The organism is Hydrobacter penzbergensis, from assembly GCF_900106985.1.
Classification (GTDB): domain Bacteria; phylum Bacteroidota; class Bacteroidia; order Chitinophagales; family Chitinophagaceae; genus Sediminibacterium; species Sediminibacterium magnilacihabitans.
The window spans coordinates 1-17113 of record NZ_FNNO01000014.1 but is presented as its reverse complement, the minus strand read 5'-3'; the positions used below and the strand labels follow the sequence as shown (position 1 = coordinate 17113).

The 17113-nt window shown below is 46.5% G+C and carries 20 protein-coding genes; 13 read left to right on the top strand and 7 right to left on the bottom strand.

Annotated features, from left to right (window positions below):
• Positions 1–9 precede the first annotated feature (9 nt).
• Positions 10–642, top strand: a complete 633-nt coding sequence (gene pnuC / locus BLU98_RS13710; protein ID WP_092725636.1) for a nicotinamide riboside transporter PnuC — start codon at positions 10–12, stop codon at positions 640–642.
• Entirely contained in the window at positions 635–1225 is a 591-nt protein-coding gene (locus tag BLU98_RS13705; protein ID WP_092725633.1) for an AAA family ATPase, read from the top strand. The genes pnuC and BLU98_RS13705 overlap by 8 nt, the downstream gene beginning before the upstream one ends.
• Here BLU98_RS13705 and mtgA read toward each other — a convergent pair.
• Genes mtgA through BLU98_RS13685 form a run of 4 tightly spaced genes read right to left on the bottom strand, consistent with a single transcriptional unit; the run spans position 1222 to position 4825 of the window.
• Positions 1222–1944: a monofunctional biosynthetic peptidoglycan transglycosylase gene (mtgA, locus tag BLU98_RS13700; RefSeq protein ID WP_092725631.1), complete on the bottom strand. Its 723-nt coding sequence runs from the start codon at positions 1942–1944 to the stop codon at positions 1222–1224. The genes BLU98_RS13705 and mtgA overlap by 4 nt on opposite strands.
• Positions 1945–1948: 4 nt before the next feature.
• Positions 1949–2605 carry a LysE family translocator gene (locus BLU98_RS13695; RefSeq protein ID WP_092725629.1) on the bottom strand — a complete coding sequence of 219 codons (657 nt, stop codon included), beginning with the start codon at positions 2603–2605 and terminating at the stop codon, positions 1949–1951.
• 44 nt (positions 2606–2649) lie between these two features.
• Positions 2650–3294, bottom strand: coding sequence for a peptidylprolyl isomerase (locus tag BLU98_RS13690; protein ID WP_092725624.1), 645 nt, complete (start codon positions 3292–3294; stop codon positions 2650–2652).
• On the bottom strand, positions 3287–4825 hold the full coding sequence (locus BLU98_RS13685) for a GH3 family acyl-acid amido synthetase (RefSeq protein WP_092725621.1): 1539 nt from the start codon (positions 4823–4825) through the stop codon (positions 3287–3289). The genes BLU98_RS13690 and BLU98_RS13685 overlap by 8 nt, the downstream gene beginning before the upstream one ends.
• A 93-nt stretch (positions 4826–4918) precedes the next feature.
• Here BLU98_RS13685 and BLU98_RS13680 point away from each other — a divergent pair, with 93 nt between their 5' ends.
• The 4 genes from BLU98_RS13680 (at position 4919) to BLU98_RS13665 (ending at position 9102) form a co-directional block, all read left to right on the top strand.
• Positions 4919–5695 (top strand): inositol monophosphatase family protein, encoded by a 777-nt coding sequence (locus BLU98_RS13680; RefSeq protein WP_092725618.1) that lies wholly within the window; start codon positions 4919–4921, stop codon positions 5693–5695.
• A gap of 10 nt (positions 5696–5705) precedes the next feature.
• Positions 5706–6737, top strand: a complete 1032-nt coding sequence (gene thiL / locus BLU98_RS13675; RefSeq protein WP_092725616.1) for a thiamine-phosphate kinase — start codon at positions 5706–5708, stop codon at positions 6735–6737.
• Positions 6738–6810: 73 nt separating this feature from the next.
• Positions 6811–8238 carry a S41 family peptidase gene (locus tag BLU98_RS13670; protein ID WP_257574995.1) on the top strand — a complete coding sequence of 476 codons (1428 nt, stop codon included), beginning with the start codon at positions 6811–6813 and terminating at the stop codon, positions 8236–8238.
• 135 nt (positions 8239–8373) lie between these two features.
• A complete protein-coding gene (locus tag BLU98_RS13665) occupies positions 8374–9102 on the top strand; it encodes a hypothetical protein (protein ID WP_139173938.1) in 729 nt (242 codons plus the stop codon).
• On the opposite strand, the gene nagA is transcribed toward BLU98_RS13665, so the two are convergent.
• From nagA to BLU98_RS13650, 3 genes are read right to left on the bottom strand one after another with little or no spacing between them, the layout of a single operon-like run.
• Positions 9092–10189, bottom strand: coding sequence for an N-acetylglucosamine-6-phosphate deacetylase (gene nagA, locus BLU98_RS13660; protein ID WP_092725609.1), 1098 nt, complete (start codon positions 10187–10189; stop codon positions 9092–9094). The two genes, BLU98_RS13665 and nagA, sit on opposite strands and share 11 nt — an antisense overlap.
• Before the next feature lie 15 nt (positions 10190–10204).
• Positions 10205–11011 carry an amidohydrolase gene (locus BLU98_RS13655; protein ID WP_092725606.1) on the bottom strand — a complete coding sequence of 269 codons (807 nt, stop codon included), beginning with the start codon at positions 11009–11011 and terminating at the stop codon, positions 10205–10207.
• A gap of 30 nt (positions 11012–11041) precedes the next feature.
• Positions 11042–11506: a regulatory protein RecX gene (locus BLU98_RS13650; protein ID WP_092725605.1), complete on the bottom strand. Its 465-nt coding sequence runs from the start codon at positions 11504–11506 to the stop codon at positions 11042–11044.
• Positions 11507–11600: 94 nt separating this feature from the next.
• Between BLU98_RS13650 and BLU98_RS13645 the strand changes: the two genes are divergently transcribed.
• From BLU98_RS13645 to BLU98_RS13615, 7 genes are all read left to right on the top strand, one after another.
• Positions 11601–12005 (top strand): response regulator, encoded by a 405-nt coding sequence (locus tag BLU98_RS13645; protein ID WP_092725603.1) that lies wholly within the window; start codon positions 11601–11603, stop codon positions 12003–12005.
• A 95-nt stretch (positions 12006–12100) separates the two neighbouring features.
• A complete protein-coding gene (gene dnaN, locus BLU98_RS13640) occupies positions 12101–13216 on the top strand; it encodes a DNA polymerase III subunit beta (protein ID WP_092725602.1) in 1116 nt (371 codons plus the stop codon).
• Positions 13217–13325: 109 nt separating this feature from the next.
• A complete protein-coding gene (locus BLU98_RS13635) occupies positions 13326–14147 on the top strand; it encodes a sterol desaturase family protein (RefSeq protein ID WP_092725599.1) in 822 nt (273 codons plus the stop codon).
• 34 nt (positions 14148–14181) lie between these two features.
• Positions 14182–14910, top strand: coding sequence for a 3-deoxy-manno-octulosonate cytidylyltransferase (gene kdsB, locus BLU98_RS13630; protein ID WP_092725806.1), 729 nt, complete (start codon positions 14182–14184; stop codon positions 14908–14910).
• Between the two features lie 37 nt (positions 14911–14947).
• The gene (locus BLU98_RS13625; protein WP_092725597.1) at positions 14948–15310 is read left to right on the top strand and encodes an Hpt domain-containing protein; all 363 of its coding nucleotides are present in this window, start codon (positions 14948–14950) and stop codon (positions 15308–15310) included.
• Positions 15311–15362: 52 nt separating this feature from the next.
• On the top strand, positions 15363–15737 hold the full coding sequence (locus tag BLU98_RS13620; protein ID WP_092725595.1) for a response regulator transcription factor: 375 nt from the start codon (positions 15363–15365) through the stop codon (positions 15735–15737).
• A 161-nt stretch (positions 15738–15898) separates the two neighbouring features.
• A complete protein-coding gene (locus tag BLU98_RS13615; protein ID WP_092725593.1) occupies positions 15899–16972 on the top strand; it encodes an iron-containing alcohol dehydrogenase family protein in 1074 nt (357 codons plus the stop codon).
• Positions 16973–17113 lie beyond the last annotated feature (141 nt).

Sequence of the window (17113 nt, the reverse complement as noted above, 5' to 3'; positions counted from 1 at the left end):
TTTCGCCAGATGACGAATGTTTTCAACCAATTTATCGACGGGTTACAACAAACAGGCGCGCTTGAATTCATAGCCGTATTCGCAGGTATTGCCAGCGTATGGTTCAGCCGTAAAGAAAACATACTCGTGTACCCGGTAGGGCTCATCAATACCAGCATTTATGTTTACCTGAGTGTAAAAGGTCACTTACTGGGCGAGGCCAGCGTAAATTTTTACTATACGGTGATGAGTATTTACGGGTGGATGCTCTGGGCAAGGAAAGACCAGCAGAACAAAGAAACTTTATTGCACATTACTTACAGCAGTGCACGCAACTGGATAGAACAACTGTTGTTCTTCGTGGTTTTTTATGTGGCGATCTTCGGCGCACTCACCTGGCTCAAAAAAGCATTTGCCCCCGAAGCCATTCCGTGGGCCGATGCCTTCGCCAGCGCTACGGCTTATACCGGTATGTGGCTGATGGCCAAGAAAAAAGTAGAAAGCTGGATCTGGTGGATCGCAACAAATATCGCTTCCATTCCGTTATATTTCATCAAAGGATACGTTTTCACCAGCGTGCAGTTCCTGGTATTGCTGGTGTTGGCAATAGCCGGACTCATTGAATGGAAAAGAAAAGCGCTCATCGTTACAAATCATGATTAAAAAAGTTGTTGTCATTGGGCCGGAGTCAACCGGCAAAAGCACTTTGTGCGAGTTGCTGGCACAGCATTACAATACCGAATGGTGCCCTGAATTTGCAAGGGAATACCTGTTAACACATGGTACGGAGTATACATTCGATGACCTGCTGACCATTGCAAAAGGACAGCTTGCGCTGGAAGATGAATATTTTTCACTGGTGAAACAACAATGGTCATCAACGGCAGACAAGCATTGGGTCAAGCGCAATTCGCTGATTGCTTCGCCACATGTGCCGTGCCTGTTTGTAGACACGGATATGTATGTGATGAAAGTATGGTGCGAATATGTTTTTGGAAAATGCCACCAGTTTATCCTGGACGAGATCGTTTGGCGCAAATACGATCTGTATCTTTTGTGCAACGTGGATCTGCCCTGGGTAAAAGAGGAATTGCGGGAATATCCGGATGAACAACCGCGGCAGGAACTCTATCGCATTTACAAAGACCTGCTCATTAACCAACAAGTTCCCTGGGTTGAGATCAACGGCGATTATGATCAGCGTTTACAGACAGCCATTGACGCTGTTGAGCAATGGATCCATTAACGGATGATGGCTTGTATGTCGGGATCATCTTCAATATTGTGCATTTGCTGAACAATCTGCGGATAACGCCAGGCCACGCGACGGCTCATTGGTTGTACGCTGAACCGCTTGGGGTTGGGCAGACAGGCGATGATCATGGCAGCTTCTGCGCGGGAAAGATTACGGGCGCTTTTTCCAAAATAGGCACGGGATGCGGCTTCCACTCCAAAAATACCCGGTCCCATTTCAATCACATTCAGGTACACTTCCAATATGCGTTGCTTACCCCATATCCATTCGATCATTTTGGTAAAATAGAGTTCCGGCACTTTGCGAATAAAGCGGTCGAAACCGCCCCCCTGCCATAGAAAAACATTCTTGGCTGCCTGCTGGGTAATGGTGCTGGCGCCGCCACCCAAAGGGATCCTGGTTTTCTTTCCTTTCTTTTTGGGACGCAGGCTTTTTTCAATGGCATCCCAATCGAACCCACTATGATCGGGGTAAGTCTGGTCTTCACTGGCAATAGCTGCCAGCTTTATATTATAAGAGATATCGTTCCAGGATACATAATCTCGTTTCAAGCCGTAACCGAAAGCATTTACTGCCTGTGTAAGTGTAATGGGCGGCATGACCCATTTGCAGAGAATGATGTAGACCAATGAAGAAAGGAACATAATGAACAATGCTCTCCTGATCCATCGCCCTATTTTTCCCAGGCGGGAAGATTTTTTCTTTACCATTTTCCTATCCTATTTTATTTCCATAGGTCAATATACCCCAGCAAAGTGCAATGCCAAAACCGATGAGGATCAGTCCGGATATTTTATTGATGAGATGAAGATTGCCCGGTGTGAGCTTGGGCCTCAACTTACCGGCCAGCATCACTTTGAGCAGATCGGAAAACAGTACGAATGCCAGGCAGGTGCCGAACACAATGGTCCTGTATTCTATGGGATGGACCGCCGTTTGCGAATCGGCCAGGATGGCTGCTGTCCAGGCAAACCAGAAAATGAATACCGCCGGGTTCAGCATGTTCATAAAAAAGCCGGAAAAAAAGATGGCCAGCAGATCGCGTTTCCTGAACTTTTTATCGACGATATTATTGCTTTCATCCGTATGTACTTTTTTGAAAAAAAGCGTGTAAATGCCTACTGCTACCAGGAAAGCGCTTCCTGCCACTGCAATGAAAGTGCGGTGGTTGAGTGCGGTAGTGAAGAGTGAAGTAAAAAAATTGCAGACCAACACCAGTAAAATATCACTGGCCGATACGCCTGCCACAAAAAAATACCCGGCTTTGTGACCGTTGTTGATGCTTTGTTTAATAATGGCAAAGATCACCGGCCCTACCGAAATACTCAATATCACACCTAAAATCAAACCCTTGATAAGCGGAGCAATCATGCTTGATAATTATTTACCGGTCAACAGATCAGTTTCATCAACAATTATTCGAGAATGGTGGCAACAATGATTTTATCCAATCCCGGGAAATGTTGATAGAAGTATTGATTGCCGTGAAGATAAACAGAATCCTGGTGTGCGAGCGTGCTTCTTCCATAAGCGTCATAAAAAGATGCCACAACTTCCATTCCTTTTATAACCCTGGCAACGGGCGTATATCCTTTTACCCCATTGCGAAAAATGGTATCCAGTTTGTGGTTGTCGGCCATATTAATGAAGAGCTGCGTGGCGCGGTTATTGGCGCCATCGCGGGCAAAAGAGATCACGGCTTTCTCATTGTTGAATTTTGCGGGTTCATCGGATATTTTACGCGTATCCCAAAAGCGGTTCACTTTGGGGTTGTTGGCTATCCCAAACTGGATCACGTAATTACGCTGTACCCTGAACAGCACGGAATTATTGTAAAAGCCCGATCTGATGAGCTGGTACAGTCGGTCGGCACCCAAGGGCGACCAATTGCGGTAAACTTCAATGACGAATGCACCTTTGGTGGTAGTGAACCGGGCTTTGAAAGTATCGGGCGCTCTTAAATGAAGTATGGCCTGGTCGGGTACCTGCGCTTTCGGCCATAAACAGGAAAGCAGCAGAGAGCAGGCGAATATGCCCTTCAGCAGAACCGGTTTAAGCATGTACAGTGGTTAGTTCACTTTTAAGAAAGCGTTGCCAGTCTTCCAGCATGCGACCTTTTAATACACGGGGGAATTTGTGTTGTCCGCCTACTTTTCCTTTGCAGCGCATGAAATCCATGAACTGTTGTTCGCTGAGCACTTCTACGAAGACCTCTTTCAAAGCGCTGTTTCTTTCAACAGCATAATCATCGTTCAGCATCTTCAGCTTTTCATCGATTTTGGCAGCCAGTTTCTTTCCATCCACATGATCGTTACAGGCCACATACCACTGGTGTGCAAAGAAATTGCCATGGGGTATGCCGGCAACGGTAAATTCAGGGATGCAAATATTCATTTCATCGCTGACAAGCTGTATGGCTTTGTTCATATTCTCCACACTCAGGTGTTCACCTACGAGGCTGAGGAAATGTTTGGTGCGGCCGGTGATCACGATCTCGCAACGTTCTTTGTCAACAAACCGTATGGTATCACCGATGAGGTATCGCCAGGCGCCGGCAGCTGTGCTGATGAGCAGTGCATAGTCTTTGCCTTCCTCCACTTCATGGATCATGAGCGCTTCAGGATTGCTGACTATTTCTCCATCGGCATTGAAATTTTTGGAATCAAAGGGAACGAACTCCATAAAAATATGTTCGCCGGTAACCAATCGCATGCCGGTGCTGTACTGGCGGTCCTGGTAAGCGATGAACCCTTCACTGGCAAGATAGGTTTCGATATAGGTGATGGGTTTACCCAATAGTTTTTCAAACCCTTTCTTATAAGGTTCGAAGCTAACGCCCCCATGCACGAAGAAAGCCAGGTTGGGCCACATTTCATGAATGTTATTGAGTTTATAGCGTTCGATGATCATTTCAACACACATCTGTATCCAGGCCGGCACGCCTACCAGGAAACCGATATCCCAGTGCGGAGCTTTTTCAACGATCTCTTCGATCTTCTTGTTCCAGTCTTTCTCCTTGGCAATCTTTTTACCGGGCTTATAAAAAGGCTGGAACCAGAAGGGGGCGTTTTTAGCGGTGATGCCGCTCAGGTCGCCGGCATAATAGCCAGATCCTTTCTGCAGATCGGTACTGCCACCCAGGGTAAGCCAGCCTTTGCTCACAGAACTGTACGGGATATCTTCATAATTCCGCAGGCTCAGGAGCTGTTTGATCATGACGATCTTATTGCCCCTCAACAGGTCGTTGGTTACGGGAATGTATTTGCTGGCGGCCTCACTGGTGCCGCTGCTGAGGGCATAATACCGGATTTTGCCGGGCCAGCAGATATCGGGCGTTCCTTCAAGGGTGGTGTGCCACCAATCAGTGTATATCTTATTATAGGTGAAAACCGGCACCATTTCCTGGAATTTTTTCCCGGGATGCTTGCTCAGCAATACTTCATCGAACCGGTATTGCTGGCCAAAAGAGGTGAACCTGGCTTTACGGAGTAATTTCTTCAATACTTTGATCTGCTGTCTCCGGGGATTGTTCTGTGGTAACCGGAGGGCCTTGAGTATAGAATTAGGTAGCTTGATATCAAGTATTGCCATCGTTAGCGCAGGTTTATCAATTTGAATATACAAAATTAACGCAAATGAGCTGAAATAGGGAATTTGACATAAGGAATTGGGTACTTTTGCGCCATGTTGAAACAAACCTTATTGCAGGCCGTCGAGGCAGGCGCCGCACAATTACGGCATTTTTTTAATGGCCAGTTTGAAATCAGTCACAAAGAAGGGATCAATAACCTGGTAACCGAAGCAGATCATGCCGCAGAAAAAGCCATTTTCGAAGTGATCAGGCAGCAATTTCCCGATCATTTCATTTTAAGTGAGGAAACGGGCGAGATCATCCAGGATTCCTCCTATAAATGGATCATCGACCCCATCGATGGTACGGTGAATTTTGCCAATGGCATCCCCATCTGCTGCGTGAGCATTGGCATTGAGCAGAACGGCGAAATGATCCTCGGCGCAGTATATAACCCTTTCATCGGGGAAATGTTCTTTGCGCAAAAAGGTTTCGGCGCTACACTGAATGATAAAAAAATAACGGTGAGCCAGAAGACCGAAGTGATCAAAAGCTGTCTGGTAACAGGGTTCCCTTATACCTATCTGGATATGCCCAATGGGCCGTTGCAGGTATTTGAAAAGTTGATCAGAAAGGGCGTACCGGTAAGACGGCTCGGCAGTGCAGCGATTGACCTTTGCTGGGTAGCGTCTGGCCGTTTCGACGGGTTTTACGAACACAAATTACAGGCATGGGACAGCGCCGCCGGATTCCTCATCGTAGAAGAAGCGGGCGGTAAAGTGACCGACTTCAAAGGCCATGCTTATTCGCCCTACCAACCGCATATTATAGCCACGAATGGTAAAATTCATGATGAGCTGCTGGCCGTAGTGAATGGCGCATCGATATAACAAACCTGATATGGAACAAAGAACAGAAATAGGAGAACTGGGAGAGTTTGGATTGATTGAACACCTGACCAGGAATTTTGAAATACAGAATGCTTCTACCGTAGTGGGCGTGGGCGATGATGCTGCCGTGCTGGATCATTTTGGTAAACAAGTGGTGGTTACCACCGACCTGCTGATCGAAGGCATTCATTTCGATCTGATGTATACACCGCTCAAACATTTAGGCTACAAGGCCGTTATGGTGAACCTGAGCGATATCTATGCGATGAACGCCATCCCCACACAGATCACCATGAGCATTGGCGTAAGCAACCGCTTCAGCCTGGAAGCATTGAGTGAATTTTATGAAGGCGTGCACGTTGCCTGTGAAAAACATGGCGTTGATTTAGTAGGAGGAGATACTTCTTCATCGCAAAAAGGATTCATTATTTCTGTCACTGCCATCGGAGAAGTGGCGCCGGACCAATTTGTAAAAAGAAGTACGGCACAGCAGGGCGATCTGATCTGTGTGAGCGGCGATTTGGGCGGCGCCTTCCTGGGCCTTACCCTGATGGAACGTGAAAAAAAGATCTTCCTCGAAAACCCGCAGGTGCAGCCCGACCTGGAGAACGAGAATTATATTGTTGGCCGTTTGCTGAAACCGGAAGCACGGAAAGACATCATACAGTTTTTAGCTGCACAGAACATCGTTCCTACAGCCATGATGGATGTGAGCGATGGTGTGAGCAGCGAGGTATTGCATCTTTGCAGGCAAAGCAACCTGGGTTGCCGTATCTATGAGGAGAAATTACCTGTATCGGAAGACAGCAGGAAAGCCGCGTATAAATTTGGATTAGATCCCACCGTTTGCGCGCTGAATGGAGGGGAAGATTATGAACTGATCTTTACGCTGAAGCAGGAAGACTACGATAAGATTACCCTGAATGAAGAGATAAGTGTGATCGGATATATGACAGCTATTGAAGAAGGCTGTAAACTGCTCACCAAGGGCGGCAATAGTTTCGATATTACTGCGCAGGGATGGAATGCTTTTCAGAAATGATACCGGCACGATGGTAAAAAGAAGATTGTTCTTATGGCTGTTTTTGTTTTGGCTGTCAGGGCCTAACAAGCTAATGGCACAAAGAGCTGATGCTATATTACCTAAAATGCCAGCCAGCCGTTTACGTGAAGATGTTATCCTGCTGAAAAAAATACTCGAAGCCAACCATCCCAGTCTCTATTGGTACACGCCGAAAGACAGCATGGACCAGTATTTCAGGTACACCATCAACAGTATTACCGATTCGCTGAATGAAGTGGCATTCAAGAATAAGGTTGCGTGGCTCGTGAGCAAGATCCGGTGCGGACATACCACGGTCCGTTTTTCAAAAGCATATGGTAAAATAGCGCCGCTGTTCAGGTACCCCTTATTCCCGCTGGCATTGAAAGCCTGGAACGACAGCCTGGTAGTGCTGGGAAGTATCTGGCCCCGCGACACGGTTTTTAAAAGAGGTACCATCATCACTTCCATCAACGGGCGAAGCAACCGGCAGGTGCTCGATTCTATTTTCCAGTTCATCAGTACCGATGGTTATGCAGATAATTACAAGAACCAGTTGGTCAGTGGCAATTTTCCCGCCTGGTATAAAACCATATTCGGTACAGACAGTGTATACACCATTACCTACATCGACACTGCAGGCAGGGAACGATCTACATTGGTGAAAGCTTTCATTCCCCAAAAGGATAGCATTGGCACTAAAAAACCATCAACGGACAAGCGCGATGAGCAGATCAGTGGCAGGCCAACAAGGAAGATGCGACTGATGAATAAAAGAGTAATGGTCATTGATACGGCCAGCAGCACAGCCTTCATGCGCATCACCAGTTTTTCGGGAGGAAGGCTCAAACCTTTTTTCAAACGATCTTTCAAAACCATTGGGCAGCAGCGCTTGCAACACCTGGTAATTGATCTGCGGGAAAACGGAGGCGGCACGGTTAGTAACAGTGTAGACCTCACGCAATACCTGGCGGCAAAACCGTTTAAGCTGGGCGATAGCGTGGTAGCCATCAGCCGGAAATTCAGGTATGGAAGGTATATCCATCCAGCCTGGCCATATTGGTTGGTGATGAATCTTGCCGCCACCAAAGAAAAAGATGGGCTGATACATTTCGGTCATTATGAGCAACACTATTTCAAGCCCCGGAAAAGATTCCATTTTGATGGTGATGTTTACTTAGTGCAGGGGGGACTGACATTTTCTGCCGCCAGTATGATGGTAGCCACTTTGAAAGGACAGAAAAATATAACAGTGGTAGGAGAAGAAACCGGGGGAGGGTATTACGGCAACTCAGCTATGCACATACCCACGATCAGGTTACCTTATTCGGGTCTGCAGGTGAGCCTGCCCATGTACCGCCTGGTCATCGACAGCAGCCACCCTAAAGGACATGGCATTGTGCCCGACCTCGAAGTAAAGCCTTCTTCCGGGGCCATCAGGAAAGGGATTGACCCTAAAATAGAAGATATTCGGGCGCTCATACAGCGTAAAAGCCGTTGAACGAATCTTTGCAAAACGGTAAGAACACGTGATTTTCCCGGAATCAAAAATCACTAAATTGCGCTATCGAATAGAATGTTACTCAAACCCAGGGCAAAATATCGGTTCGTCTATCCTAAGGCAAGCTTTGTAAGCTTGGTTTGTTTTTTGGTGATCGGTGGTACCTGTGCTGCACAGGATACCACGGTAGTTCATTCAAAGGACAGTGCGGTAATTCATGCAAAAGACAGCACAGTGCTGATGAACGATTCCATCATTGTTGCAACGCACCACAGGCTTTCACTCAAACCCACCGGAGATTTTGACCAGCGCTTCTCTTTTATCGAAGACCAGGGCGTGAGTATATGGGGCTACCGCATAGGATTGCTGTTCAACGACAAATTCAAACTGGGCATCGGTGGATATTTCCTCGATCAGAATACCGCCAGTGTGAAGCTGGATAAAAAAGGCATACCGTTACGCCAACTGACCAAGCGGCTTTATTTCGGAACAGTTTATTATGAGCCCTTCCTTTTCAGGAAGAAAAGATGGGAAATGAGCATGGTGTTTGAACTCGGTTATGGTAAAGCGGTACTGGATTCGGTAAACAAAATACGCGGACGGTTTGTAACTACTACCCAATACCAGGATTTTGTTCCGGGTGGTTTTGGTTTCTCAGCCAACTTCATCATGCCTGAAATAAAACACATGCATTTCCTTACCTACATGGGCGTTAATACGATGATCGGTGTACGCAAAATGATTTTCGAAAGTGATCTCCGGTATAATTACGACGGCTGGTACTGGAGCATCGGAAGCGCCATTTTCATTGACAGGATATTTACCGATATCTTCAAAAGACATAAACGGGAAACTACCCGGTAACCACCTGTTCTATTTCCAGCGCTTCATTCATACATACAAGGTTGGCGTCGTATCCTTTTTCTATTTTTCCCATCCGGTGTGCTTTTCCCATCACCTGAGCGGGGTACAGGCTGGCCATTCGCAATGCTTCTGCCAACGGTACATCGACACGATGCACCAGGTTTTGCACGCATTTGAGCATGGTGAGGGCAGAACCGCTGAGTATATTGTTCGACTCGTATTTGTAGCCCGCCAACTGGTGCGGGTAAGGGCCTTCCGTAGTAGTGGTAACGGCATCGGTGATAACGAAAAGCCGTTCTTTCATTAAATCCTTGGCAATGCGCAACACGGGGAAATCAACATGATAACCATCCGGTACGATACTCGACATTACCCCGGAGTGATTGAAAATGGCGCCCACCATACCCGGTGCACGATGTTGTAAAGGGCTCATAGCATTGAACAGATGGGTAGCCGCCGGGATACCGTTATTGAATGCGGCCATAGCTGTTTCATAAGTAGCGTTGCTGTGACCCGCCGAAATAACAATATCGTAAGAACGTATCAGGTCGATCACATCCTGGCCACAGGTTTCGGGTGCCAAAGTGATCATCGTAATAATGTCCTTGCCATAGTCGAGCAAGGGTTTTATTTTTTCAACGGATGGCGTATGGATGAAAGATTCGATATGCGCGCCGCGCTTGGCCGGGCTAATCCAGGGACCTTCTATATGCAGTCCCAGGCAGCCTTTGCCTCCCTTTTTCCAATAGTCGCGAACAGCGTCGATGCATTGGTAAAACACTTCGTAACTGTTAGTGGCCACCGTAGGTTGAAAATAGGCGGCGCCACCTTTGCTGCAATAATCATACAGTAGGTCCAGCGTATTGGCTTCGGGGTAAACAGCCAGTAGCCGGTTGTGCGCACCGTAAATTTGTATGTCAACAAAAGCCGGTGCAATAATGGCATGTTGCAAGGTTTCACCCGAAGGAAGCGCTGTGGAAGGAAGTATATCTGTAATGGCGCCTCTTTCGATAACTACGGCATGGTGATGCAGCCACTCAGTACCGGTAAAGACGCGGTTGGCTAGATAAATCTGTTGGTTTTTCATGCAGCTTTGATATGTTCATGATTGACTGATATGGAAATGATCGGCATCCTTCCAGAAAGGGAAGCGCGACCGTACTTCATCCAGTTTTTCCCTGTCGATCGTAATTGTATGGATGGCTTCTTCGTGCGCCTTGTGGAACAACACTTCACCCAACGGGTCAATCACCATGCTGTCGCCACTGTGATAAATACCATTCCCGTCATTACCCACCCTGTTTACACCCATGACATAACATTGGTTCTCAATAGCCCTGGCCGTAAGCAGTGTTTTCCAGGCGTGACTGCGCCTTTCGGGCCAGTTGGCTACATAGACCAGCACATCGTATTCAGGTTGGCTATTGGGTCCGTTTTCCAACTGCTGCCTGGCCCATACAGGGAACCGGAGATCGTAACATACCTGCAGGTTGATCTTCCAGCCCTTTACCTGGGCTATCAGCCTCTTTTTACCTGGTGTATATTTTTCATCCTCACCCGCAAAGGCAAAGCGGTGGCGTTTGTCGTAATAACCCACGGTTTGATCGGGCAATACCCAAAGCAGGCGGTTGTAATAATGCCGCCCGTCCTCAATGATGACACTGCCTGTGAGCGCAATCCTTTTCTTGTGCGCCCAGTCCTTCATCCATTGTACGGTAGGCCCTTCCATATTTTCTGCAAGTTTTTCCGGCTGCATGCTGAAACCGGTGCTGAACATTTCGGGTAGTATTACAATTTCTGTTTTGGTGGTGATGCTTTCCAGGAGCTGACCGAGATGACCGAGGTTGGCGGTCTTGTCTTCCCAGGCAAGGGAGGGTTGTATCAGTGAAAAAGTCAAAGACGACGACATGGGGAACAACTTTCTTGATTGCAAAGATGGTCAATAAATGGCAGCTATCACTTCCTGGATAAGGTTATTTTCATAGCCTTTGCGTAAAAGGAATGCAGTGGTTCTGGCGTGGCGGCCAGCCGGACTTTCAGCTTTCAGGCTTGCCCATTTTTCCAGGGCAAGTTTGGAAAGTACTTGCAGGTAATCTGCTTCGTTGATCTCTTTCAAAGCCGCCTTTATGTTGTAATCACTAACACCTTTTTGTTGCAATTCAAACCGGATCTTTATTTTACCCCATTTTTTAAGGCGGAAATGACCGCCTGCAAACTGGATGGCATAGCGGGCTTCGTTGAGATAATCTTCCTCGATGAGCCGGGTAATTAATGTTTCCACCTCTTTCTTGAACAAACCCATTCCATAAAGTTTTTCACGCACTTCGTAATGATTGCGTTCCTGATATGCGCAATAATGTTTAATTTTCTGGAAGGCTTTTTCTGGTGAGAGGCTGGTTTTCACAAGTTTGCATTAAAAATGGATTATAATGTAGATTTGTCCTTTAAGGCGTCAGACTTTTCAAAGCAAAATAACCAATATCCACTGTCAGATTACTATGAAATATACCGTTTGTCTCATAGACGATGATCCCATTTACCAGTTTACCGCCCGGAAGATCCTGGAGTCTACCGATCTGGTAAAGGAAGTGCATTCTTTTAATAATGGTGCTGAAGCACTGGTCCATTTTGAAAAGCTTGCCGGCGCCGGCAAAAAGGATTTCCCCGATATCATTTTTCTTGATATCAATATGCCGGTACTGGACGGTTGGGAATTCCTGACATCCTACGAAAAAATGCAACTGCCCGTTGTATCACCTCCGCTATATATGGTGAGTTCATCCATCAACGAGGCAGATATACAACATTCAGCCACTTTCCATACGGTAACGGGTTACCTGGTAAAACCAGTGCCCAAGACCAGGTACCGCGAACTGCTGGAAGCTTTGGGAAATGGCCACTAACTCATTATACACTGTTTATGCGGCAGGCGTGCAAATTTCTGTTTACGAATATTAACATTTTACACTAGGTTTGTTGCGAACCTAAATGATCGAGAATGAAATTCATTGTTTCCTCTTCCTCTCTTTTGAAACACCTGCAGCAGATCAGCGGTGTGATCAACGCAAATACCGTATTACCGATACTGGAAGATTTTTTATTTGAAATACAGGACAAAAAACTGAATGTGGTTGCTACGGACCTGGAAACAGTGATGCGTGTGCAGATGGAAGTAGAGAGTAAGGTCAGTGGCAAAGTATGTATCCCGGCTAAGATTCTGCTGGATTCGCTGAAAAACATCCCCGACCAGCCACTTACTTTCAATATCGACAAAAATTTTGCTGTTGAGATCACCAGCGACAATGGTAAGTACAAGGTGATGGGAGAAAACCCCGATAATTTTCCGAAGGAACCTCCGGCCGATGATACTACCGGTTTTACCATGACCAGCAGCGCCCTGCTGACTGCTATCAACAAAACACTTTTTGCAGTGAGCAATGATGACCTCCGGCCTGCTATGACCGGCGTATTTTTTGAACTGACAAAAGAGGGGGTACAGTTTGTGGCAACGGATGCCCACCGCCTGGTACGCTACAAGCGCCTCGATACCAAAGCCAGCAAGAACGATTCTTTCATCGTTCCCAAAAAACCCCTGAACCTGTTGAAGAATGCGTTACCGGATAACGATGATGAGCTGACCATCAGCTATAACGGTAATCATCTTTTTGTGAACCATGGTTCAACACAAATGATCTGCCGGCTGATCGATGCGCGCTTCCCCGATTATAAAGTGGTGATACCTGTCGATAATCCTTACAAGCTGATCGTTAACAAAGGAGATTTTCAGAATGCCCTTCGCCGGGTGAATGTGTTCAGTAACAAGAGTACCAACCAGGTGGCGCTGAGTATCAGTGGCAGTGAACTGCAGATGGCAGCGCAGGATGTGGACTTCAGTTTTGAAGGTAACGAAAGGATGAGCTGCCAGTACGATGGAGGCGACCTGCAGATCGCTTTCAATGCCAAATTTCTCATTGAGATGCTGGGCGCAGCCGATACGGAAGAGATCAGGATGGAATTGTCAACATCTACCAAAGCGGGCCTTATCAAACCCAGCGAGCAGGCAGAAGGAGAAGACCTGCTGATGCTGGTAATGCCTTTGATGCTGAATAATTAATATCATATCGAATAATTTCATAAACGCCCCTGGATAAGGGGCGTTTTGCATAACAGGAACAACCCGTTCGCGAAATAATTTGTAAATTGATAAAGCTATTTCGTTTGCTATGCTTGAAAACCTCGTTCATTATTTCAATCATATTCCCAGCCTCCACCGCACCCTGATACTGGCAGGCGGTATTAGTTTTTTTTGGCTGCTCGAAGGCATCATACCACTATTCAGATTCAGGTACAACAAATGGAAGCATGCCCTGGTGAACATTTTTTTTACCCTCACCACAGCGGTAGTCAATTTTCTTTTTGCCGTACTGATCGTTAAAACGAGCGACTGGGCCACCGCGCACCACTTTGGTATTTTGTACCTGGCTACAATGCCCTTGTGGCTTACACTATTACTGGGATTATTGTTGCTGGACCTCATCGGCGCCTATTGGATTCATTATATAGAGCATAAGATCAAATGGATGTGGAAGTTCCACATGGTGCACCATGCCGATACGCATGTGGATACAACTACTGCCAACAGGCATCATCCCGGCGAGAGTGTTTTCAGGGCGGTATTTACTTTGCTCGCCGTATTTGTTTGCGGAGCGCCAGTTTGGCTCGTGATGGTGTATCAGAGCATGAGTGCACTGCTCTCGCAGTTCAATCATGCGAATATCCGTTTTCCCCGTACGCTCAACCGGGTCTTGAATTGGGTGATCGTTTCTCCCGATATGCATAAAGTGCATCATCATTATGTAAGGCCGCAGACAGATAGCAATTACGGTAATATTTTTTCCATCTGGGATCACCTGTTCGGCACTTACAACAATACAGCAGTTGACGGGTTGCATTACGGACTGGATGTGCTGGATGAAAAGCGCGATGAAGAATTGAGCTACCAGATGGGCCTTCCTTTCAATCAAAAAATAAAAACCGATTATTAACGATCTCCCGTGATCTTTGCAGGAAACAGCGTTCATGAAAAAGATAGCCATGATCCCGGCGCGTTATGCTGCTACCCGTTTTCCGGCCAAGCTCATGCAGCAACTGGGCAGGAAAACGGTGATAGGGCATACTTATGATAATACGGTGGCAACAGGGTTGTTCGATGAAGTATATGTGGTAACAGATAGCGAGATCATTTTCAAAGAGATTGAACAAAACGGCGGGCAGGCCATCATGAGCAGGAAGGCGCACGAAAGCGGCAGCGACCGTATTGCGGAAGCGGCCGAACACCTCGATGTGGAGATCATTGTGAATGTACAGGGCGATGAACCTTTTGTAAAGAAAGAACCACTCGAAAAACTATTGCAGGTATTTGAAGGGGAAGCGGGAAAAAAAGTGCAGGTGGCTTCCCTGATGCAGGTAATGAAAGAAGCGCAATTCATCAACGATCCCAATTATGTAAAAGTGGCGGTTGACAAACAGATGAATGCGCTGCTATTTTCCCGCAGTGTGATACCTTATCTGAGAAATACAGCAACAGCCGCGGTTTATTACGAACATATCGGTGTATATGCTTTCCGGAAGGAGGCGTTGATGCGCTTTACTCAATGGGAAATGACTCCGCTGGAGACCGCCGAAAAAATAGAATGCCTGCGTTACCTCGAAAACGGCATTACACTAAAGATGGTAGTTACCGATTATATGGGTATTGAAATAGATACACCGGAAGACCTGCAACGCGCAGCAGGATTATTCTCATAGCCGTTTCATATATTTATTCTGCAATCAATACCGAGGTATGGCCGGAACCAATAACTATGATTTGAGCTTACTGGAACAGTTAGACGATAAAAGCGCTTTGCTGGATGTGTTAGACCTGTTCTTAAAAGATACACCTGAGCAGGTGCGGCAATTAGCGCTTAGTACCAGGGCCGGGGAATGGGAATCGGTTTCAGAGCTGGCACACAAGCTGAAAGGCTCCCTGTCTATGCTACAGGCAAAATCATTGGTGAACCAGCTGGCATCAATAGAAAAAACGGCCAAATCTGCTGAAGATAAGACCCCCATTGCAGGCTGGGTTGTAGAAGTGGAGGCCACTTTTGAGGTTTTCAGGGCAGAATTGACGAAAGAAGTAAATATGATACGCAAAGAAATAGGCTGACTGCGGTTAAATGGCTATTTTTATAACGGGTATTTCATAAAATCCCCCCACTATGAAAATCTTGGTTGCAGAAGATGAACCAATGCTATTGAAAACAATTGAATTGAAACTGAAGAAGGAAGGTTACGAAGTAATTGCTACCGGAGATGGCCGAGACGCCATCGCAAGAATTGAAAAAGACAATCCCGATCTTGTCATCAGCGATATTATGATGCCCTACGCATCCGGGCTCGAAGTTGTTTCATTGGTAAAACAACCGGGCCGCAAAACGATTCCCATTATTATTCTTTCAGCCATGGAACAGGAAAAAATAGTCATGGAAGCATTTGAGCTGGGTGCAGATGATTATATTACCAAACCTTTCAGCCTGAATGAACTGTCGATCCGGGTAAAGCGCCTGATGAGCAGGATAAACAACAAGAATTGAGCTATCAATCATCGGTCTACGGTTTTTGTTTTCACTTTTATTTTATTCAATGCTGGTATTGTCTGCTTACTGCATGCTGCAAAAAAAGCGGCGAATGCAGGGTAAATCTTATTGAAATCACCTTGATCTAAAGTAGGTTTGCGAATCAAATACCGAAGATTATGAGTTTTCGCAATTTCAAGATGGTGAGTTATGTTGTATACGGACGCGGCAGTTTCAACCAGTTGGATGAGATCCTGGCACCGCATCGCAAGGGCGATGCCCCGATGATATTCCTGCTGGATCATTTTTTTGAAGGGAAACCATTGGCAGGCCGGGTACCGTTAAGAGGAAAGGATCAACTGATTTTTGCCGATGTTACTTATGAACCGAAGACAACACAGGTAGATGCATTGGCCAACCAACTGAAAGAAAAATTCGGAACAGTAAGCGGCATCATTGGCATAGGCGGCGGATCGGTGATGGACCTGGCGAAAGCGGTTTCATTGATGATGAACAATCCGGGCTCATCGGCCGATTACCAGGGATGGGACCTGGTAAAACATGCAGGCGTTTACAAAGTGGGCATACCCACCCTCAGTGGTACAGGCGCCGAAGTAAGCAGGACCACCGTATTAACGGGCCCTACGCGCAAACTGGGCATGAACAGCGATTTCACACCATTCGATCAGATCGTGCTCGATCCTGAACTGACCAAAGATGCGCCGGCGAACCAGCGTTTTTATACCGGTATGGACTGCTATATCCATTGCATAGAAAGCCTCGAAGGCACTTACCTGAACGAGTTCAGCAAAAGCTATGGAGAGAAAGCGCTGCAACTCTGCCAGGATATTTATGTAAAACGCAGCGGATGGGATGAGACCTGCGATGATAAACTGATGATGGCTTCTTATGCCGGCGGTATGAGCATTGCGTACTCACAGGTAGGTGTGGCGCATGCAGTGAGTTATGGATTGTCTTACCTGCTGGGCACCAAACATGGTATTGGCAATTGCATTGTGATGAACCACCTGGAAGAATATTACCCTGCAGGCGTGAAGGAATTCAAATACATGGTAGAAAAGAACCAGATCGATATCCCCGCCGGTATCTGCAAGGGCCTGACCGATGAACAGTTTGACGCCATGATCAATGTATCTCTGGGTATGAAACCCTTGTGGGAGAACGCGTTAGGGAAGGATTGGGAAAAGCAGATGACCCGCGATAAACTCAGGGCATTGTATGAAAAGCTGTAGTGCGGCCTATTCAGCTATCTTTGCGTACTAAAGATTTAAAACGATTCATTAACGTTTCGTCTTAATTAAAAGAATTTCAACTGATTATCTTTTTGCTCTTTGAAATTTTGTTGTATGGGTTCAGCGAATAGTTCGTGTAGA

Coding starts and splice junctions, on each gene's coding strand:
- pnuC (WP_092725636.1), top strand. CDS start 10: ATGACGAATGTTTTCAACCAATTTATCGACGGGTTACAACAAACAGGC.
- BLU98_RS13705 (WP_092725633.1), top strand. CDS start 635: ATGATTAAAAAAGTTGTTGTCATTGGGCCGGAGTCAACCGGCAAAAGC.
- mtgA (WP_092725631.1), bottom strand. CDS start 1,944: ATGGTAAAGAAAAAATCTTCCCGCCTGGGAAAAATAGGGCGATGGATC.
- BLU98_RS13695 (WP_092725629.1), bottom strand. CDS start 2,605: ATGATTGCTCCGCTTATCAAGGGTTTGATTTTAGGTGTGATATTGAGT.
- BLU98_RS13690 (WP_092725624.1), bottom strand. CDS start 3,294: ATGCTTAAACCGGTTCTGCTGAAGGGCATATTCGCCTGCTCTCTGCTG.
- BLU98_RS13685 (WP_092725621.1), bottom strand. CDS start 4,825: ATGGCAATACTTGATATCAAGCTACCTAATTCTATACTCAAGGCCCTC.
- BLU98_RS13680 (WP_092725618.1), top strand. CDS start 4,919: ATGTTGAAACAAACCTTATTGCAGGCCGTCGAGGCAGGCGCCGCACAA.
- thiL (WP_092725616.1), top strand. CDS start 5,706: ATGGAACAAAGAACAGAAATAGGAGAACTGGGAGAGTTTGGATTGATT.
- BLU98_RS13670 (WP_257574995.1), top strand. CDS start 6,811: ATGGCACAAAGAGCTGATGCTATATTACCTAAAATGCCAGCCAGCCGT.
- nagA (WP_092725609.1), bottom strand. CDS start 10,189: ATGAAAAACCAACAGATTTATCTAGCCAACCGCGTCTTTACCGGTACT.
- BLU98_RS13655 (WP_092725606.1), bottom strand. CDS start 11,011: ATGTCGTCGTCTTTGACTTTTTCACTGATACAACCCTCCCTTGCCTGG.
- BLU98_RS13645 (WP_092725603.1), top strand. CDS start 11,601: ATGAAATATACCGTTTGTCTCATAGACGATGATCCCATTTACCAGTTT.
- dnaN (WP_092725602.1), top strand. CDS start 12,101: ATGAAATTCATTGTTTCCTCTTCCTCTCTTTTGAAACACCTGCAGCAG.
- BLU98_RS13635 (WP_092725599.1), top strand. CDS start 13,326: ATGCTTGAAAACCTCGTTCATTATTTCAATCATATTCCCAGCCTCCAC.
- kdsB (WP_092725806.1), top strand. CDS start 14,182: ATGAAAAAGATAGCCATGATCCCGGCGCGTTATGCTGCTACCCGTTTT.
- BLU98_RS13625 (WP_092725597.1), top strand. CDS start 14,948: ATGGCCGGAACCAATAACTATGATTTGAGCTTACTGGAACAGTTAGAC.
- BLU98_RS13620 (WP_092725595.1), top strand. CDS start 15,363: ATGAAAATCTTGGTTGCAGAAGATGAACCAATGCTATTGAAAACAATT.
- BLU98_RS13615 (WP_092725593.1), top strand. CDS start 15,899: ATGAGTTTTCGCAATTTCAAGATGGTGAGTTATGTTGTATACGGACGC.